Raw genomic sequence first — 18,243 nt, 5'->3', positions numbered from 1 at the left:
GCGCGGCGGGCGCCATGGCGTCAGGCGGGGCCGAGCGGCGCCACGTCGCTGTCGGCCGGGCGGCTGGCGGCCCGCTGCGCGGCGCGCCAGCCCAGCCATTCGTTCACCACCAGCGCGCCGATGACGAGCGAGCCGCCCGCCAACACTTCACGTTGCGGGGTCTCGCCCGCCAGCGCCCAGGCCAGGGCGATGCCGAACACCACTTCCAGCAAGGCCAGCAGCGACACCTCGGCAGCGGCCAGCACGCGGGCGCACAGCACCGCCAGCACGCACGGAATGGCCAGCTGCGTCAGCCCCAGAAAGCCCAGCCAGCCCAGGTCACGCGCCGTGGCCGCAAACGGCCAGGCCAGCGGCAGCGTGACGGCGCTGGAGATCACGGCGCCCAGCAGCACGGCTGGCACCAGGTCAATCGGCTCGCCGTGCGCCTGACTGCGCTGCGTGACCGACCAGTTGATGGCCGCCGCCATGGGCACCCCCAGCGCCACCACCGAGCCCAGCCAGCCCCCCGCAGCGCCGCCCATCTGCCCGCCGAACATCCACGCCATGCCCACGCCGGCCACGGCGATGGCCGCCCAGGTGCGGCCCGGCAGCCGGTGGCCGGTCACCACGCGCGCCAGCAGCGCGGTCAGCAGCGGCCCCAGCGCCAGCGTGACCAGCACGTGCGCCACGCTGGTCAGCGTCAGCGCGACCATGAAGGCGGTGAACATCGTCGCCCAGCACGCGCCCGACAGCCAGAACGCGCCGCGCCGCCACGGCATGCCCGCCCACACGCCCGCGCCCTGCCAGAGCGGCAGGATGACCAGCAGCGACAGCGCCGTGAAAAAACTGCGCCAGAAAGTGACCTCAAAGCCCTGCGCCGCCGTCAGCTGGCGCGACACCACGCCCGCCGTGGACCACAGCAGCGTGACCAGCACCATCGTCCACACCGCGCGGGTGTGGCTCCATGCGGGGCGGTTCATGGGGCGATAGCGGGGTCGTGCCGCAACGCTCAGGCGCCTTCGCGGCTGGCGCGCTTGCGCTCGTGTTCCTTCAGGTGGCGCTTGCGCAGGCGCACGCTCTTGGGCGTGATCTCGACCAGTTCATCGTCCTCGATGAATTCGACGCCGTATTCCAGCGTCAGCGCGATGGGTGGCGTGATCTTGATGGCGTCTTCCTTGCCGCTGACGCGGAAGTTGGTCAGCTGCTTGGTGCGCGTGGCGTTGACCACCAGGTCGTTGTCGCGGCTGTGCACGCCGACGATCATGCCTTCGTACACCGGGTCGCCCGCTTTCACGAACATGCGGCCGCGGTCGTCCAGCTTGCCCAGGGCGTAGGTGAAGATCTCGCCGTCGTCCATGCTGATCAGCACGCCATTCTTGCGCCCGCCGATGTCGCCCTTGTACGGCTCATAGCGGTCGAAGATGTTGCTGATGAGGCCGCTGCCGCGCGTCAGGTTCAGGAATTCGTTGGAAAAGCCGATCAGCCCGCGCGCCGGAATGCGGTATTCGAGCCGCGCGCGGCCGCGGCCGTCGGGTTCCATGTTGACCAGTTCGCCCTTGCGCTCGCCCAGCGCCTGCATCACGCCGCCCTGGTGCTGCTCCTCGATGTCCACAGTGACCAGCTCGATCGGCTCGGTGCGCTCGTCGCCGTCGCCGTGAAAGACGACGCGCGGCTTGCTCACGGCCAGCTCGTAGCCTTCGCGGCGCATGTTTTCCAGCAGGATGGTCAGGTGCAGTTCGCCGCGGCCAGAGACTTCGAACACGCCCTCCTCGTCGGTTTCCTTCACTTTGAGGGCCACGTTGCTCTGCAGCTCTTTCTGCAGGCGGTCCCAGATCTGGCGGCTGGTGACGAACTTGCCTTCGCGCCCGGCCAGCGGGCTGGTGTTGACGCAGAAGTTCATCGTCAGCGTCGGCTCGTCGACCTTCAGCATGGGCAGCGGCTGCGGATCCAGCGGGTCGGTCAGCGTGACGCCGATGCCCACGTCCTCGATGCCGTTGATCAGCACGATGTCGCCGGGGAACGCTTCCTTGACCTGGACGCGGTCCAGGCCCTCGAAGGTCAGCACCTGGTTGATGCGGCCCTTGAACTGCTTGCCATCGGCGCCTTCCATCACCAGCACTTCCTGCGCGGGCTTCAGCGTGCCGGCATTGATGCGGCCGACGCCGATGCGGCCGACGAAGGTGGAATAGTCCAGCGCCGAAATCTGCAACTGCAGGGGCGCAGCCGGGTCGCCCTCGTGCGGGGGCACGTGCTTGAGGATGGTGTCGAACAGCGCCGACATGTCGGGGCCCCACTGCTCGCCCGCAGCGCCCTCCTTCAGGCTGGACCAGCCGTTGATGCCCGAGGCGTAGACCACCGGGAAGTCCAGCTGCTCGTCCGTGGCGCCCAGCTTGTCGAACAGGTCGAACGCGGCGTTGATGACCTTGTCGCAGTTGGCGCCGGGTTTGTCGACCTTGTTGACCACCACGATGGGGCGCAGGCCCAGTGCCAGCGCCTTCTTGGTGACAAAGCGCGTCTGCGGCATGGGGCCTTCCTGCGCGTCGATCAGCAGCACGACGCCGTCGACCATGGACAGCGCGCGCTCCACCTCACCGCCGAAGTCGGCGTGGCCCGGGGTGTCGACGATGTTGATGTGCGTGCCCTGCCACGACACGGCGCAGTTCTTGGCCAGAATGGTGATGCCGCGCTCGCGCTCGATGGCGTTGTTGTCCATCACGGTATCGACCACCTTTTCGTGGTCGGCAAAGGTGCCGGACTGGCGCAGCAGCTGGTCGACCATGGTGGTCTTGCCGTGGTCGACGTGGGCGATGATGGCGATGTTGCGAATCTGTTTGTTGCTCATGCGATTGCTTCGGTTCTTGCAGCGTCAGGCGCTGTCTGCATCAGGGTTTGCTGGATTTCGATCGGGCTCAGCAAGCGGCCCGGAATGAGTTCGCCCGCCTTCACGTGGGCGGTGCCGAGCAGCGCACGCGGCGCGGCGCCGAAGACAGCCACCTGCTCCGCATCCGGCCACGCGCCGCGACGGCGCATGCCGGACAGAAAGCGCCCTGCCTCGTCGCCCGCCAGCGTGACGGTGGCGTGGTCGGGCAGCAATGCTTCAGGCGGGCGCAGCGCGGCCAGGCGTTCGGGTTCGGCCATGGCTTCGAGTTGTTCGAGGGTGATGCACCGCGCAACGGTGAACGGCCCGGTCACGGTGCGGCGCAATTGCGACAGGTGACCGCCGCAACCCAGGGCCTGGCCGATGTCTTCGCCCAGGGTGCGGATGTACGTGCCCTTGCTGCAGCGCACGCGCAGGCTCAGGTGGGGCGTCTCGCCGGTCAGATCCATGTCGAGCAGGTCGAGTTCATGGATCACCACGTCGCGCGGCGCGCGCTCGACCGTCTCGCCAGCGCGCGCATATTCGTACAGCGCCTTGCCGTCCTTCTTGAGCGCACTGTGCATGGGCGGCACCTGGCTGATCGGCCCGGTAAAACAGTCCAGCACTTCGACGACCTGGCCGACGCTGCAATCCACCGGTAGGTGGCGCAGTACCTCGCCTTCGGCATCGGCGGTGCTGGTGGTCACACCCAGCCGCACCGTGGTTTCGTAGGTCTTGTCGGCGTCCAGGTGCAGGCCGCTGAACTTGGTGGCCGCGCCAAAGCACAGCGGCAGCACGCCGGTCGCCAGCGGGTCAAGCGTGCCGGTGTGGCCGGCCTTTTCGGCGCGCAGCAGCCACTTGGCCTTTTGCAACGCCTGGTTGCTGGACAGGCCCAGCGGTTTGTCGAGCAGCAACACCCCATGCACTGGGCGCCGCTGCACCCGTGCACGAGGGGTGGCGGTCATGGCGTGTCGTCTTCCTTCGAACGCGATGCCACCGCCTTGGCGATGAGCGCGTTCATGTCGGCCGCGCGCTCGGTGGTGCGGTCGAAGATGAAGTGCAGCGTGGGCACGGTGTGGATGTGCAGGCGCTTGAACAGCCCGTTGCGCAGGTGGCCCGCGGCGTGGTTCAGCGCTTCTTCCGTTTCGACCGGATCGCCAGTGAGCAGGCTGAAGAACACCTTGGCGTGCGCATAGTCGGGCGTGACCTCGACCGCGTTGATCGTGACCATGCCGACGCGCGGGTCCTTCAATTCGCGCGCGATCAGCTCCGCCAGATCGCGCTGGATCTGGTCGGCGACGCGAAAGCCGCGATTGGGGGTGGATGACTTCTTGTGTGGCATCGACGCCCCTTCAGAGGTGCAGCGGCAACCACCAGCGATCCATGCGCGGCAGATAGGCGCGGCCCAGATCGTGCGACATGGCCACCCGAACTGCGCGTCCTGTCACGCGGCCTACGTCAATGAAGCCGAGGAACCGGGAATCGCGGCTATTGTCACGACTGTCACCTAACACCATCACATGACCCTCAGGCACGCGAACGGGAGCGAAGCTCTTGAAGCGATTGTGTTCGAGCAACGTAGCGACTGAAATGCTTTGCTCCGTCAACTCCTCGCGCCAGATCTGCGCCTTGATCCAACCGGCTTCGGTTGGCAGCCAGCGCTCCTGCTGCGCCAGATGACGCGACACGGGACGACCATTAATGATCAACTGGTTGTCCCACATCGATACTTCGTCACCCGCAACCGCAACGACACGCTTGATGAGATTGAGATCGTCAGCAGGCGAGTCGAACGTGATCACGTCGCCGCGATGCGGCGAATCCCAACGTGCCAACTCCAACCGCGTGAACGGAACGCGCAGACTGTACGCACGCTTGTCGATCAACACCCGATCCCCGGCCAGGAGCGTGGGGTTCATTGAGGACGAAGGCACATAGTTCCAGTCAGCTACCGCCGAACGGAATATGAGCATCAGGCCGATAAAGAGCATGAACCCCTTGTTCTGGCGCCATAGCCTTCCGATGAACTGCATGACCTTCTCCGCTTACAGCGTCCGCGCGATCTGCTTGATCTCGAAGAACTCGAGCTGATCGCCCTCTTTGATGTCGTTGTAGTTCTTGAGCTTGATACCGCACTCGAAGCCTTCCTTGACTTCGCGCACGTCGTCCTTGAGCCGCTTGACCGAATCGATCTCGCCGGTGTAGATGACCACGTTGTCGCGCAGCAGGCGGAAATGCGCATCGCGCCGCACCACGCCGCTGGTGATGTACGAGCCGGCGACGGTGCCGATCTTGGAGGCCACGAACACGGTGCGGATTTCGGCGGTGCCGATGACTTCTTCCTTCTGCTCGGGCGCCAGCATGCCGGACATGGCCGTCTTCAGCTCGTCCACGGCGTCGTAGATGATGCTGTAGTAGCGGATGTCGATGTCGTTGCCTTCGGCCAGCTTGCGCGCGCCGACGTCGGCACGCACGTTGAAGCCGATGACGATGGCCTTGGACGCAATCGCCAGGTTGATGTCGGATTCGCTGATGCCGCCGACGCCGGTGTACACCAGCTGCACCTTGACTTCGTCGGTCGACAGCTTGAGCAGCGACTGCGACAGCGCTTCCTGCGAGCCCTGCACGTCGGCCTTGATGATGATGGGCAGGGTCTTGACCTCGCCCGCCGTCATGTCGGCGAACATGTTTTCCAGCTTGGCGGCCTGCTGCTTGGCCAGCTTGGTGTTGCGGAACTTGCCGGCGCGGTAGGTGGCGATTTCGCGCGCACGTCGCTCGTCGGCCATCACCATGAAGTCGTCGCCCGCCTGGGGCACTTCGGTCAGGCCCTGGATTTCGACCGGGATCGACGGGCCGGCCGACTTGGTCGGCTTGCCGTTTTCGTCCAGCATGGCGCGCACGCGGCCGCTGGTCTGGCCGGCCAGCACCACGTCGCCCACCTTCAGCGTGCCGGATTGCACCAGCACGGTGGCGACCGGACCGCGGCCCTTGTCCAGGCTGGCTTCGATGACCAGGCCCTTGGCGGCGGCTTCGACCGGCGCCTTGAGCTCGAGCACCTCGGCCTGCAGCAGCACCTGCTCCAGCAGGTCGTCGATGCCCTGGCCGGTCTTGCTCGACACGGAGATGAACGGCGAATCGCCGCCGAATTCCTCGGGCACGACTTCTTCGCCGACCAGCTCGCCCTTGACCTTGTCGGGGTTGGCTTCGGGCTTGTCGGACTTGGTGATGGCCACCACGATGGGCACCTGCGCCGCCTTGGCGTGCTTGATGGCTTCGCGCGTCTGCGGCATGACGCCGTCGTCGGCCGCCACCACCAGGATGACGATGTCGGTAGCCTGCGCACCGCGGGCACGCATGGCGGTGAAGGCCTCGTGGCCGGGCGTGTCGAGGAACGACACCACGCCCCGCGGCGTACTGACGTGGTAGGCGCCGATGTGCTGCGTGATGCCGCCGGCCTCGCCCGCCGCCACCTTGGCGCGGCGGATGTAGTCCAGCAGCGAGGTCTTGCCGTGGTCGACGTGGCCCATGACGGTGACGACCGGCGGGCGCGGCAGCGCTTCGGCCGCGGCGGCCTGCACTTCGTCGTCGGTGAAGGCTTCGGGGTCGTCCAGCGCCGCCACCACGGCGGTGTGGCCCATTTCCTCGACCACGATCATGGCCGTGTCCTGGTCCAGCGGCTGGTTGATGGTGACCATCTGGCCCATCTTCATCAGCGCCTTGATGACTTCGGACGCCTTGATCGCCATCTTGTGCGCCAGCTCGGCCACGGTGATGGTTTCGGGCACGTGCACTTCCAGCACGCGCTGCTCGGTGGGCGCTGCGGCCTGGGCGTGGTCGTCGCGATCACGCTCGCCACGGCGGCCGCGCGGGCCTCCGCGCCAGTTGTTGCGGCCCACGCCGCCCGAGCTGTCGCCACGGGTAGGGATGCCCTTCTTCTTGGCCGGATCGCCCGCCCAGCTGGACGACAGCTTGGCCGACTTGACTTCCTTCTGGCCACCGCTGGGCGCGCCGGTCTTGGCCGCTGCGCCGCCAGCCGGCTTGTGCAGCGTGCCCTTGGCCGGGTCGGCCTTTTTCTCTTCGGGCTTCTTGGCCACCAGCACCTTGCGCGGGGCGCTCATCATGGCGCGAATGGCCTCGGCCTCGGCCAGCGCCTTGCGGCGGCTGGCTTCCTGCTCGCGGGCGCGCGCCGCCTCGTCGTCCGCGCTGGGCGCGGCAGGCGCAGGCGCGGCGGCGGGTTCCGGCGTCGCCACGGGGGCTGCCGCTTCAACAGGCTCCGCAACCGGAGCCGGCGCTTCGGGCGCGGCCACGGGTTCAGCGACCGGCGCGGGCGCTGCCGCTTCGGCAGCGGCTGGGGCGGGTGCCGTGTCGCGCGTGCTGGCCGCACGCTCTTGCTCTTCGCGTTCGCGGCGGCGCTGGGCGTCTTCTTCCTGACGGCGCAGCAACTCGGCCTGGCGGCGCGCTTCTTCCTCGCGGCGGGCCAGTTCGGCGGCGTCGATGGTGGGCACCACGGGTGCCGCTGCAGGCGCGGGGGCCGCGGCAGCGGGCGCTGGCGCCTCGACCGGCGCGGGCGCCGGCTCGTCGTCGCGCTTGATGAAGGTGCGCTTCTTGCGTACCTCGACCTGGATCGTGCGCGCCTTGCCCGTGGCGTCGGCCTGCTTGATCTCGCTGGTGGTCTTCTTGGTCAGCGTGATCTTGCGGCGCGGCGCGGTGTCGGTGCCGTGGCTGGTCTGCAGGTAATTGAGCAGCTTCTGCTTGTCGCTGTCGGTCAACGGGTCGGACGCCGATTGCTTGACCACGCCGGCGGCCTGCAACTGCTCCATCAAGGCGTCAGTCGGGCGTTTGAGTTCGTTCGCGAAATCGGCAACGGTGGTGTTCGTCATATGCTGTGTCGGTCTCCATGCCCATTACTCTTGGTCGGCGAACCAGTGTTCGCGGGCCTTCAGGATCAGGGCGCGGGCGTCCTCTTCAGACTGCCCTGTAATCTCGGTCAATTCGTCAATGGCCAGGTCGGCCAGGTCGTCGCGCGTCTGCACGCCGGCTTCGGCCAGTCGGCCAATCAGGTCGGGCGTCAGGCCTTCCAGGTCACGCAGGTCCTGCGACACGGAATCGACGCTTTCCTCGCGCGCGATTTCCTGCGTCAGCAGCGCGTCCTTGGCGCGGGCGCGCAGCTCCTCGACGGTTTCTTCGTCGAAGCTCTCGATGTCCAGCATTTCCTGGATCGGCACGTAGGCCACTTCTTCGAGGCTGGTGAAGCCTTCCTCGATCAGGATGTCGGCGATTTCCTGGTCGACGTCGAGCTTTTCCATGAACAGCTGGCGCAGCGAACCGGTTTCCTCGGCCTGCTTCTGCGCCGACTCGTTGGCGTCCATGATGTTGATCTTCCAGCCCGTCAGTTCGGACGCCAGGCGCACGTTCTGCCCGCCGCGGCCAATGGCGATGGCCAGGTTTTCCTCGTCCACCACCACGTCCATGGCGTGCTTTTCTTCATCGACCACGATGGACGACACGTTGGCGGGTGCCAGCGCGCCGATGACGAACTGCGCCGGGTCGTCGGACCACAGCACGATGTCGACGCGCTCGCCCGCCAGCTCGTTGGTGACGGCGTTGACGCGCGTGCCACGCACGCCGACGCAGGTGCCGATGGGGTCGACCCGCTTGTCGTGGCTCAGCACGGCGATCTTGGCGCGGCTGCCGGGGTCGCGCGCGCAGCTCTTGATCTCGAGCAGGCCCTGTTCGATCTCGGGCACTTCCTGGCGGAACAGCTCGATCATGAACTCGGGGGCGGAGCGCGACAGCAGGATGGGCGCGCCGCGCAGGGTCAGGTCGACCTCCATGATCATGGCCCGCACACGGTCGCCGTTGCGCAGGTTTTCCTTCGGGATCATTTCGCTGCGGCGCAGGCGGCCTTCCACCCGGCCGGACTCGACCAGGATGTCGCCCTTGTCCATGCGCTTGACGGTGCCGGTGAAGATCTTCTCGCCCCGGCTCATGAAGTCGCTCAGCAGCATCTCGCGCTCGGCGTCTCGGATTTTCTGCAGGATGACCTGCTTGGCCGCCATGGCGCCGATGCGGCCGATGGGCACCGATTCGACGGCCTCTTCGATGTATTCGTCCACCTCGATGTCGGCGATCTGCTCCTTGGCCTCGAACAGCAGGATTTCCTGGTCGGGCAGTTGCAGGCCGGCCTCGTCGGGCACCACGTGCCAACGGCGGAAGGTTTCGTACACGCCGGTGTCGCGGTCAATCGCCACGCGGATGTCGACGTCGCCCTCGTACTGCTTCTTGGCGGCCTGCGCCAGGGCAGCCTCGACGGCGCCGAACACCACGTCGCGTTCGACGTTCTTTTCGCGCGAGATCGCCTCGACCAGCATCAACAGTTCGCGATTCATGATTCCACCAGCTCCAATTGCTCTCTAAATGAAAGCGCCCCGGGCGCTTTCGATCTGCGTTATTCCAGGTTTTCGGTGTTGCCTGCGGGCGACTTGCGTCCCTTGAAATCCACCACCGGCGCCAGCCGCGCCGACTGCAATTCATCCAGTTCGAAGGTCAGCGCCTGCTCGGGCGCCGGCGGCCGCTTGGCGCTGACGCGCTGGCCCGGCTTGGTGGCCGGCTCGTCGCGCCACACAATCTGCCAGCTGCTGCCTTCGCCGCGCTGCAGCGCACCGCGAAACTTCTTGCGGTTGGCATGCACCTGGCCTGCCGCCGCGTCGCCAATGGGCGCCTTCAGCGTCAGGTCGACCAGTTCGCCCTCGAAACGCTCGAAGTCCTGCACGTGGCGCAGCGGGCGATCAATGCCGGGCGACGAGACTTCGAGCCGCTTGTAATCGACGTTGTCGACTTCCAATACATACTGCAACTGGCGCGTGACGCGCTCGCAATCCTCGACGGTGATCAGCTGCTCGGGCGCGCCGGGCGTCCAAGGGTGGTCGATGGTGACGCGCAGCAAGCCCCCGGCGGAACGTTCCACCTCGATCAATTCAAAACCGAGCCCACGCACGGTATCGTCAATGGTCTGCTGCAGTGCCACGTGGCCTTTTTAGAAGGTTGCATCCGGGCCCATCAAAACGACGGGCAAAAAAAATGGGCGGGTGCTAGGCCGCCCAAGTGGTCGTCAAATCAGGCGAATTTTAGCACCAAAACCCCGCGCTTGACAAGCCGGCCAAGCACGCTGCGTGCCAGCCGAGGCGCTCGCTTACCCGCACAGGGTGGCCAGCGCTGCGTCACCCGCGCCGGCTATGCTGGCGGCCGCCATGACGCCGCCCACCGCCCTGCCCCCTGAAGCTTCGCGCGACAGCGTGGGGCACATCTTCCTGGTCTTTCTGCGCCTGGGGCTGACGTCGTTTGGCGGCCCGGTGGCCCACATCGGGTATTTTCGCGACGAGTTCGTGGTGCGGCGCGCGTGGCTCAGCGAGGCGGCTTACGCCGAACTGGTGGCGCTGTGCCAGTTCCTGCCCGGCCCGGCCAGCAGCCAGGTCGGCATGGCGCTGGGCCTGCAGCGTGCGGGCGTGGCGGGCGCGCTGGCCGCCTGGGCGGGTTTTACGCTGCCCTCGGCGGCCGCCCTGATCGCGCTGGCGCTTGGGTTGTCGCACGGGCGCATGGACCACCCGCTGGCCCAGGGTGCGCTGCACGGGCTGAAAGTGGTGGCGGTGGCCGTGGTGGCGCAAGCCGTGTGGGGCATGGCGCGGCAGTTGTGCCCGGACCTTCGCCGGCGGCTGCTGGCGCTGGCCGTGGCGGCGCTGGCGTTGGCCTGGCCGACGGCCTGGACCCAGTTGGCGCTGATGGCGGCTGCGGCGGCCTTGGGCGCGGCCGGCGTGGTGCGCGCCCCGGTGGCGTCGGCCCCCCCACGCGCGGCACGCTGCACCCACAACCTCGAAGCGACGCGGCGCGCCCTGGCTCATCGTGTTCGCGCTGCTGCTGATCGGTCTGCCGCTGGCGGTGCAGCTGGGGGGGCACCAGCACGCCACCCGCATTGGCGCTGGTCGATGCCTTCTACCGCGCTGGCGCGCTGGTGTTCGGCGGCGGCCATGTGGTGTTGCCCTTGCTGCAGGCCGAGGTGGTGCCGACGGGCTGGGTCAGCGAGAACGTCTTTCTGGCCGGCTACGGCGCCGCGCAGGCCGTGCCGGGGCCGCTGTTCACGTTTGCCGCCTTTCTGGGTGCGGCGCGCAGCGGTGCGCCCACCGGCTGGTGGGGCGGCGGGCTGGCACTGGGTGCCATCTTTCTGCCGGCGTTTTTTCTGGTGGTCGGGGCGCTACCCTTTTGGGAGCGGCTGAAATCCGTGCCTGAAGCGCGAGCGGCCCTTTCAGCTGTGAACGCGGCGGTAGTGGGCTTGCTGCTGGCGGCGCTGATCGACCCGGTGGCCACGCACGGCCTGCGCAGTGTGGCCGACGTGGTGCTGGCGGCGGTGGCGCTGCTGGCCCTGATGCGCTGGAAAGTGCCGCCCTGGATCGTGGTGCTGACCTGCGCAGGGGCCGGCATCGCGCTGGCACAGGCTGGCGCGGGATGACTGCGCCCTTTCGCAGGGCGCGGCGTCAGCGACCAGGTCCGGCCGCAGCCACCAGCTTCTGCGTGTAGGCGTGGCCGGGCGCGCCCAGCACCTGCGCGGTGGAGCCGGCTTCGACGACGGCGCCGTCCTTCAGGACGATGACGTCGTGCGCCATGGCGCGCACCACGTCCACGTCGTGCGTGATGAGCAGGTAGCTGAGCCCGCGTTCCCGCTGGAACTTCTGCAGCAGCGCCAGCACCTGCTTCTGGATGGTGACGTCGAGCGCGCTGGTCGGCTCGTCCAGCACCAGCAGTTGAGGTTCGACGATGAGCGCCCGCGCCAGGGCGATGCGCTGGCGCTGCCCGCCCGAAAATTCATGCGGGTAGCGCGCCAGCAGGTTGGGAAACTGCGCCTCGGTCAGCCCGACGTCGGCCAGCGCCGTGCGTACCCGCGCCGCGCGCTGCGCGGGCGCCACGTCGGGTGCGTGCACCTGCAGCCCTTCGCCCACGATCTCTTCGACCGTCATGCGGGGCGACAGCGACGACAACGGGTCCTGAAACACCACCTGCACCGCGCGCCGCAGCGGCTTGTCGGCGGCGGCCTTGCCTTGCCAGCGGCGCCCGACCAATTCAACATTGCCACGCACCAGCGGGCGCGGCAACAGGCCCAGCGCGGCCTGCGCCAGCGTGGATTTGCCCGAGCCGGATTCGCCAATCACGCCCAGCGTGCGGCCCGGCGCGATCGCCAGGTCGGCGCCCTGCAGCGCCACGAATTCGCCCTTGTGGAACCAGCCGCGGATGCCGGGCAGCGGCGTCGGGTACGCCACGCGCAGGCCCTGCGCCGCCAGTGCCGGCGTGGCGCCGGGCGCGGGCGGTGCTTCCACCACGTCACGCTCGGGCTTGCTGGCCATCAGCGCCTGGGTGTAGGCATGGCGCGGCGCGTCGAAGATGTCGGCCGTGGCGCCCTGCTCCACCATTCGCCCATGCTGCATCACGGCCACGCGGTCGGCAAAGCGGCGCACCAGGTTCAGGTCGTGCGTGATCAGCAGCACGGCCATGCCGTTGGCGCGTTGCAAGTCACCCAACAGGTCGAGGATCTGGCCACGCAGGCTGACGTCGAGCGCCGTGGTGGGCTCGTCGGCCAGCAGCAGCTTGGGCGCGCAGGCCAGCGCCATGGCGATCATGGCGCGCTGGCGCTGGCCGCCGCTCAGTTGGTGCGGGAAGGCGCCGGCGCGGCGGGCGGCCTCGGGGATGCCGGTTTTTGCTAACAATTCAATAGCTGCTTGCGCGCTCTGGGCGGGAGTGATCGCCCTTTTCAGCCTTAAAACTTCGGCAATCTGCTCGCCCACCGGCATCAGCGGGTTCAGCGCGGTCATCGGCTCCTGAAAGATCATGGCGATGTCGTCACCGCGCAGGCCGCGCAGTTCGCGCTCGGGCAAGGCCAGCAGGTCGCGGGTTTGCTGCCCGTCGTTGAACAGCGCTTGCCCGCTCACCCGCGCGCCTTGCAGCAGGCGCAGCAGCGCCAGTGCCGTCACTGTCTTGCCAGAGCCGGATTCGCCCACCAGCGCCAGCTTCTCGCCCGGGGCGATGTCGAAGCGCACGCTATCGACCACCGTCTTGGGGCCGAAGGCGACGCTCAAATTCTCGACCTGGAGCAGCGGCGCGGTCATGCGCTGAGCCCTATCAAAATCATAGCTGCTCGCGCTTGACATACAAGCGCTGGAGGCCGATTTGATTTGTAACTCATGCGTCGGCCTTGCGCGGGTCGAGCGCATCGCGCAGCGCATCGCCCATGAAGGTGAGCAGCAGCAGCGTCAGTACCAGCACGCCAAAGGTGGACAGAGAGATCCACCAGGCGTCGATGTTGTTCTTGCCCTGGCTCAGCAGCTCGCCCAGGCTCGGCGTGCCCGGCGGCACGCCCAGGCCCAGGAAGTCGAGCGAGGTCAGCGCCAGCACGGCCGCGCTCATGCGAAAGGGCAGAAAGGTGACCACTGGCGTCATGCTGTTGGGCAGGATGTGGCGCCAGATGATTTGCCGGTTGGGCACGCCCAAGGCGCGCGCGGCCTTCACGTAATCCAGCTGGCGATTGCGCAGGAATTCGGCGCGCACGTAGTCCGACAGCCCCATCCAGCCGAACAAACTCAGCAGCACCAGCAACAGCCCCAGGCTGGGCGAGAGGATGGCGCTGAAGATGATGAGCAAATACAGCTCAGGCATCGACCCCCACACCTCGATGAAGCGCTGAAACGCCAGGTCGGTCTTGCCGCCAAAAAAACCTTGAACGGCCCCCGCCGCCACGCCCAGCAGCGTGCCGACAAAGGTCAGCGCCAGCGCAAACAGCACGCTGACGCGAAAGCCGTAGATCAGCTGCGCCAGCAGGTCACGCCCCCGGTCATCCGTGCCCAGCCAGTTGTCGCGACTCGGGCCGCTGGGGTTGGGCTGCTTGGCGAAGTAGTTGATGGTTTTGCTGCCGTACGGGTTGGGCGGATAAATGGCCCAATTGCCGTTTTTTGCGAACCGATCACGGATGAAGGGGTCGAGATAGTCGGTTTCGGTCTCGAAATCGCCGCCAAAGGTTTTTTCAGGATAGGTCTTGACCAGCGGAAAGTAGAACTGCCCGTCGTAGCGCACCACCAGTGGCTTGTCATTGGAGATGACCTCGGCCAGCAGGCTTAAGGCAACCAGCGTGACGAAGACCACCAGGCTCCAGAAACCCAGTCGATTGCGCTTGAAGCGCAGCCACGCGCGGCGGCTGGGCGACAGGCTGGGCGGGATGGCGGTGTCGGTCAAGCTCAGCGTTCAAAAGGATTCAGCACGGCGATGCCGCAGCCGTCAAAGTCGCGAACGTTGCGCGTGACAAGCGTCAGCGCATGCGCCTGCGCGGTGGCGGCAATGAGCATGTCGGCTTGCGTGCGAACCTGGCCACGTGCGGCCAGGAATCCGCGAATTTCACCCGCGCGGCGCGCGATGGCTTCCGTCACGTCCAGCACCACATTGGTCGCCGCCATGCTGTTGAAACGACTCAAGGCCGTGGGTTTGGGGCGGCGCGTCAGGCCGTAGAGAATCTCGTGCACCGTCACGACAGACAGGGCAAACGGAGCCGACGGCTCGGGCAGCGCGTTCACCCACGCGGACACGGCAGGATGCGGATCGCACCGCATCAACTCGCTGACGACATTGGTGTCGATCAAGTACATGAGGCAGCCTGACGCTTTATTCCTCGTCGTCCCAGTAGTGCGGGTCATCCACCAATGGGTTGAAGCGGTCATGCCGCGGCGGAATCTCGATGCCGTCGGACCCTTCGGCCACCAGCGCGGCGCGGATTTCCGCAAACTGCTGCGCCAGCGTCGGCCGCTGGCGCTGCTCCTTCCAGCGCCGGAACTCCTCGAAATCCTCGGCTGAAATCACCACCGCAACCGGCTTGTCGCGCTTGTAGATGGCCTGCGGCTCCTCGGCCGTCAGGCGCAGCACTTCGGAGAACTGCTGCTTGGCGTTGCCAATGTTCCAGTGCATGGCGCGCTCCTTGACTTGTCCAAATCGAAGTTTATTTTAGACAAGATCAGGCATGGGCGCCAGGCGCGCCCGTCTGTGCTACAGCAACTTCATCTTCCTGGCCGCCTCGGTCAACTCATCCCGAAACTTGGGGTGCGCGATGCCGATCAGCGCCCGGGCCCGCTCCTTGGCCGTCTTGCCGCGCAGTTGCGCCACGCCGTATTCGGTGACCACGTAGTTGGTGTCGTTCTTGCCGGCGCTGACGTGCGTGCCGGGGCTGAGCACCGGGGCGATGCGCGAGATAGTGTCGTCCTTGGCGGTGGATGGCAGCACGATGATCGCCTTGCCGCCCTTGCTGCGGTTGGCAGCACGCACGAAGTCGGCCTGCCCGCCGGTGCCCGAATACGGCTTGAAGCCCTGCGTCTCCGACCCGCATTGCCCGAACAAATCGATCTGCATGCTGGCGTTGATGGCGATCAGGTGGTCGTTCTGGCTGGCCAGGTAAGGGTCGTTGGTGAAGTCGACCGGGTGCATCTCCAGCGCCGGGTTGTGGTCCATGAAGTCGTACAGCTTGCGCGAGCCCAGGCCAAAGGTGGCCACCATCTTGCCGGGCAGGTAGTTCTTGCGCCGGTTGGTGACCACGCCCGCCTCCACCAGCGTCATGATGCCGTCGCCAATCATCTCGGTGTGCACGCCCAGGTCGCGCTTGTCGGTCAGCTGCATCACCACGGCGTCGGGGATAGCGCCAAAGCCGATTTGCAGCGTGTCGCCATCCTCGATCATGTCGGCCACGTATTTGCCGATGGCTTGCTGCACCGGGCCGATCTTGGGCAGGCCCACCTCGGTGATGGGTGTTTCGTCTTCCACCAGCGCCGCCACCTGCGACACGTGGATGTGGCACTGACCGTAGGCAAAGGGTACGTGCGGGTTCACCTCCAGCACCACGGCGCGCGCTTTTTTGATGGCGGCCATGGTGTAGTCCGGCCCCAGGCTGATGGCGAAATAGCCGTGCGCGTCCATGGGCGAGGCTAGGGCAAAGACGACTTCCGCCGGCATCAGGCCACGGTCGAACAGCATCGGCATCTCGGAGAAATAGCCGGGCCGGTAATCAATCCAACCCTCCTGCGCGCCGGGGCGCGAGGCGCCGCCCAGAAAGTACGCCGTGTGCCGCACATGCTGCACCGTGGCCGGATCGAAATAGCCGAACTTGCGCACCGGCAGAATCTGCGACACCGTCACATCATGGAAGCGCGTGCGCTGCTCCGACAGCGCCGTCAGCAGCGCGGGCGGCTCGGCCACGCCGGTGGGCACCACAATGGTGTCGCCGTCCTTGACATGCTGCAACGCGTCTGCCGCCGTGCAGCGCCGGGCCTGGTATTGCGCCTGGAAAGCCATGAATTCACCCCTATGGCAGCGTCCGCTGAAGCTGGCAGCCACGCGCCGCTGATGCAACAAAGTTTAGGGCGGGCACTCTTGCCAAATCCTGACCTGCGTCGTCATTCGCGCCAATCGACGAGCGGGTGTCGCAGGCCGGAAACAGCTATCATTTAAATAGCGAAATGCGCTTGTCTGATAAGCGCTGGAGGCCAATTTTTATGTCAAACCGCGCTCAGTCGAACTTCACCCGCGGGTCCACCCACACATAGGTCAAGTCGCTGATCAGCTTGGTGATGAGCCCGATCAGCGTGAACAGGTACAGCGTGCCCAGCACCACCGGGTAGTCGCGCCGGATCACGCTTTCGTAGCTCAGCAGCCCCAGCCCGTCGAGCGAGAACAGCGTCTCGATCAGCAGCGCGCCGGTAAAAAAAGCGCCGATGAAGGCCGCCGGAAAGCCCGTCACGATGGGAATCAGCGCATTGCGGAACACGTGCTTCCACAGCACCTGCCGCTCGGTCAACCCCTTGGCGCGCGCCGTCAGCACGTACTGCTTACGGATTTCTTCCAGAAAGGCGTTCTTGGTCAGCATGGCCGTCACCGCAAAGCTGCCCAGCACCATCGCCGTCACCGGCAGCGTGATGTGCCACAGGTAATCCACGATCTTCGCGCCCCAGCTCAACTCATCCCAGTTGGCCGACGTCAGCCCGCGCAGCGGAAACCACTGCAACTGCCCGCCAAAAATCACCAGCAGCGCCACGCCCAGCACAAAGCCCGGAATCGCGTAGCCCACCAGCACCAGCAGCGTCGTCACCAGGTCAAAGCGCGAGCCCGCCCGCACGGCCTTGGCCACGCCCAGCGGCACGCTGATGAGGTAGCTGATGAAAAACGTCCACAGCCCCAGGCTGATCGACACGGGCAGCTTCTCTTTCACCAGCGTCCACACGTCCTTGTTCTGGAAAAAACTGCGCCCCAGGTCAAACCGCGCAAACTGCCCCAGCATCTGCATGAAGCGCTCGTGCGGCGGCTTGTCGAAGCCGTAGAGCTTCTTGATCTCTTCCAGCCGCTTGGCATCCACCCCCTGCGCGCCCCGGTACGCCATGCCGCCGCCTTCGGCCGCACCGCCGCCCGCGCCGGCCTTGGCTTCGGCCAGGTATTGCTCGACCGGCCCGCCCGGCACGAACTGGATCACCGCGAAGGTCAGCAGCAATACGCCCAGCAGCGTGGGAATCATCAGCAGGAGGCGTTTGAGGATGTAGGCGAACATGGCGGGATAGTGTCGTGTCACCGATCAGATGTCGCAGGCGGCGCGCCGCCATCGGCTCGCAGCGCAAGGCGCAGGCCGCAGCCCATACCGAGAGTATGGGCAAGGACTGCAACGCCGCGATGCGAGTCGAGGGCAAGTGCAGACCGACAGATGATCGGTGACACGACACTAACCCCACGAGCGCGTGAACAGTTCATCCAGCGCGTCGGTGATGATCTGGCCCTGCGCGGCCAGCGATGCCACCGGCTGTCCCAGCACCGCCACATCCACCGACACCATGTCGAGAGGCTGAAGCACCACGCGCTGTCCGTCCACGTCAAAAGACGGGTGCATGCGCGAGCCCGCGCTTTGGATGCCGGTGGCCAACACACCTGCGCGCACCAGCGGAACGACGACGCGGCGACGATAACTGTCGAACAAAGCCGACTGAACCAGCACGAAGTAAGGAACGTCGGCGCGCCGCGTGCCCCGGTTGACGTGTACGTCGAACTGAGCCACGGCAGCCGTCAGAGCGTCGAATGGTCGTCGGCAAACGAGCCGCCCATGGCGTCGAGCACGGCGTTCCACTCGCGGCACGCGGCGTCTGCTTCGCGCTGCCGTTGCGCTCGCTCACCACGCGCCCGCGCAACGTACTCCGTCAGCATGGCTTCGACGGTTGCCGACAGATTGCCGCTCAAGGCCTTGGCTTCTTGCACCAAGTCTTCGCTCAGTGTGAGGTTGACAGGGCGTTTGCGGGGTTGAAGCGGGAGAGAAGCGGTCATATGCGCATGATATGCGCATGAACCGTTGTGCG

General features: G+C 66.5%; 16 protein-coding genes and 1 pseudogene. 1 reads left to right on the top strand and 16 read right to left on the bottom strand.

All coding sequences use genetic code 11. From position 1 onward, the window contains the following. Positions 1-20 precede the first annotated feature (20 nt). From R0D99_RS08820 to rimP, 8 genes are read right to left on the bottom strand one after another with little or no spacing between them, the layout of a single operon-like run. Positions 21-959 carry a DMT family transporter gene (locus tag R0D99_RS08820; RefSeq protein ID WP_317747886.1) on the bottom strand — a complete coding sequence of 313 codons (939 nt, stop codon included), beginning with the start codon at positions 957-959 and terminating at the stop codon, positions 21-23. Positions 960-988: 29 nt separating this feature from the next. Next, the gene (typA, locus tag R0D99_RS08815) at positions 989-2,821 is read right to left on the bottom strand and encodes a translational GTPase TypA (protein ID WP_317747885.1); all 1,833 of its coding nucleotides are present in this window, start codon (positions 2,819-2,821) and stop codon (positions 989-991) included. After that, a complete protein-coding gene (gene truB, locus R0D99_RS08810; protein WP_317747884.1) occupies positions 2,818-3,801 on the bottom strand; it encodes a tRNA pseudouridine(55) synthase TruB in 984 nt (327 codons plus the stop codon). Before truB ends, typA begins: the two co-directional genes overlap by 4 nt. After that, complete coding sequence (rbfA, locus tag R0D99_RS08805) at positions 3,798-4,178, bottom strand: 30S ribosome-binding factor RbfA (protein ID WP_317747883.1); 381 nt, start codon at positions 4,176-4,178, stop codon at positions 3,798-3,800. Before rbfA ends, truB begins: the two co-directional genes overlap by 4 nt. A gap of 10 nt (positions 4,179-4,188) precedes the next feature. Continuing rightward, the gene (gene lepB / locus R0D99_RS08800) at positions 4,189-4,869 is read right to left on the bottom strand and encodes a signal peptidase I (protein WP_317747882.1); all 681 of its coding nucleotides are present in this window, start codon (positions 4,867-4,869) and stop codon (positions 4,189-4,191) included. Positions 4,870-4,881: 12 nt separating this feature from the next. Further along, positions 4,882-7,716 carry a translation initiation factor IF-2 gene (gene infB, locus R0D99_RS08795; protein ID WP_317747881.1) on the bottom strand — a complete coding sequence of 945 codons (2,835 nt, stop codon included), beginning with the start codon at positions 7,714-7,716 and terminating at the stop codon, positions 4,882-4,884. A gap of 24 nt (positions 7,717-7,740) precedes the next feature. Then, complete coding sequence (gene nusA / locus R0D99_RS08790; RefSeq protein ID WP_317747880.1) at positions 7,741-9,225, bottom strand: transcription termination factor NusA; 1,485 nt, start codon at positions 9,223-9,225, stop codon at positions 7,741-7,743. Positions 9,226-9,284: 59 nt separating this feature from the next. Further along, the gene (gene rimP, locus R0D99_RS08785; RefSeq protein ID WP_317747879.1) at positions 9,285-9,863 is read right to left on the bottom strand and encodes a ribosome maturation factor RimP; all 579 of its coding nucleotides are present in this window, start codon (positions 9,861-9,863) and stop codon (positions 9,285-9,287) included. A 223-nt stretch (positions 9,864-10,086) separates the two neighbouring features. Between rimP and chrA the strand changes: the two are divergent. After that, positions 10,087-11,339, top strand: a pseudogene (chrA, locus tag R0D99_RS08780) (chromate efflux transporter). 25 nt (positions 11,340-11,364) lie between these two features. Here chrA and R0D99_RS08775 read toward each other — a convergent pair. The 8 genes from R0D99_RS08775 to R0D99_RS08740 form a co-directional block, all read right to left on the bottom strand. After that, positions 11,365-12,987, bottom strand: a complete 1,623-nt coding sequence (locus tag R0D99_RS08775; RefSeq protein WP_317747878.1) for a dipeptide ABC transporter ATP-binding protein — start codon at positions 12,985-12,987, stop codon at positions 11,365-11,367. A 73-nt stretch (positions 12,988-13,060) separates the two neighbouring features. Next, entirely contained in the window at positions 13,061-14,107 is a 1,047-nt protein-coding gene (locus R0D99_RS08770; protein WP_317747875.1) for an ABC transporter permease, read from the bottom strand. A 2-nt stretch (positions 14,108-14,109) separates the two neighbouring features. Continuing rightward, a complete protein-coding gene (locus R0D99_RS08765; RefSeq protein ID WP_317747874.1) occupies positions 14,110-14,514 on the bottom strand; it encodes a type II toxin-antitoxin system VapC family toxin in 405 nt (134 codons plus the stop codon). Between the two features lie 16 nt (positions 14,515-14,530). Continuing rightward, on the bottom strand, positions 14,531-14,830 hold the full coding sequence (locus tag R0D99_RS08760) for a type II toxin-antitoxin system Phd/YefM family antitoxin (RefSeq protein ID WP_317747873.1): 300 nt from the start codon (positions 14,828-14,830) through the stop codon (positions 14,531-14,533). Between the two features lie 78 nt (positions 14,831-14,908). Next, positions 14,909-16,204 (bottom strand): acetyl-CoA hydrolase/transferase family protein, encoded by a 1,296-nt coding sequence (locus tag R0D99_RS08755; protein ID WP_317747872.1) that lies wholly within the window; start codon positions 16,202-16,204, stop codon positions 14,909-14,911. Between the two features lie 214 nt (positions 16,205-16,418). After that, positions 16,419-17,450 (bottom strand): microcin C ABC transporter permease YejB, encoded by a 1,032-nt coding sequence (locus R0D99_RS08750; RefSeq protein WP_317747871.1) that lies wholly within the window; start codon positions 17,448-17,450, stop codon positions 16,419-16,421. Positions 17,451-17,618: 168 nt separating this feature from the next. Further along, positions 17,619-17,948 carry a CcdB family protein gene (locus R0D99_RS08745; RefSeq protein WP_317747870.1) on the bottom strand — a complete coding sequence of 110 codons (330 nt, stop codon included), beginning with the start codon at positions 17,946-17,948 and terminating at the stop codon, positions 17,619-17,621. 8 nt (positions 17,949-17,956) lie between these two features. Next, the gene (locus R0D99_RS08740) at positions 17,957-18,211 is read right to left on the bottom strand and encodes a type II toxin-antitoxin system CcdA family antitoxin (protein ID WP_317747869.1); all 255 of its coding nucleotides are present in this window, start codon (positions 18,209-18,211) and stop codon (positions 17,957-17,959) included. Positions 18,212-18,243 lie beyond the last annotated feature (32 nt).

This window comes from Ottowia sp. SB7-C50 (assembly GCF_033110285.1).
Lineage (GTDB): Bacteria > Pseudomonadota > Gammaproteobacteria > Burkholderiales > Burkholderiaceae_C > Ottowia.
Note: the sequence above shows the minus strand (reverse complement) of the source record. Positions and strands in the feature narration are given on the sequence as shown.

Coding starts and splice junctions, on each gene's coding strand:
- R0D99_RS08775 (WP_317747878.1), bottom strand. CDS start 12,987: ATGACCGCGCCGCTGCTCCAGGTCGAGAATTTGAGCGTCGCCTTCGGC.
- rbfA (WP_317747883.1), bottom strand. CDS start 4,178: ATGCCACACAAGAAGTCATCCACCCCCAATCGCGGCTTTCGCGTCGCC.
- nusA (WP_317747880.1), bottom strand. CDS start 9,225: ATGAATCGCGAACTGTTGATGCTGGTCGAGGCGATCTCGCGCGAAAAG.
- typA (WP_317747885.1), bottom strand. CDS start 2,821: ATGAGCAACAAACAGATTCGCAACATCGCCATCATCGCCCACGTCGAC.
- R0D99_RS08750 (WP_317747871.1), bottom strand. CDS start 17,450: ATGTTCGCCTACATCCTCAAACGCCTCCTGCTGATGATTCCCACGCTG.
- R0D99_RS08740 (WP_317747869.1), bottom strand. CDS start 18,211: ATGACCGCTTCTCTCCCGCTTCAACCCCGCAAACGCCCTGTCAACCTC.
- R0D99_RS08765 (WP_317747874.1), bottom strand. CDS start 14,514: ATGTACTTGATCGACACCAATGTCGTCAGCGAGTTGATGCGGTGCGAT.
- R0D99_RS08755 (WP_317747872.1), bottom strand. CDS start 16,204: ATGGCTTTCCAGGCGCAATACCAGGCCCGGCGCTGCACGGCGGCAGAC.
- lepB (WP_317747882.1), bottom strand. CDS start 4,869: ATGCAGTTCATCGGAAGGCTATGGCGCCAGAACAAGGGGTTCATGCTC.
- R0D99_RS08820 (WP_317747886.1), bottom strand. CDS start 959: ATGAACCGCCCCGCATGGAGCCACACCCGCGCGGTGTGGACGATGGTG.
- R0D99_RS08760 (WP_317747873.1), bottom strand. CDS start 14,830: ATGCACTGGAACATTGGCAACGCCAAGCAGCAGTTCTCCGAAGTGCTG.
- infB (WP_317747881.1), bottom strand. CDS start 7,716: ATGACGAACACCACCGTTGCCGATTTCGCGAACGAACTCAAACGCCCG.
- truB (WP_317747884.1), bottom strand. CDS start 3,801: ATGACCGCCACCCCTCGTGCACGGGTGCAGCGGCGCCCAGTGCATGGG.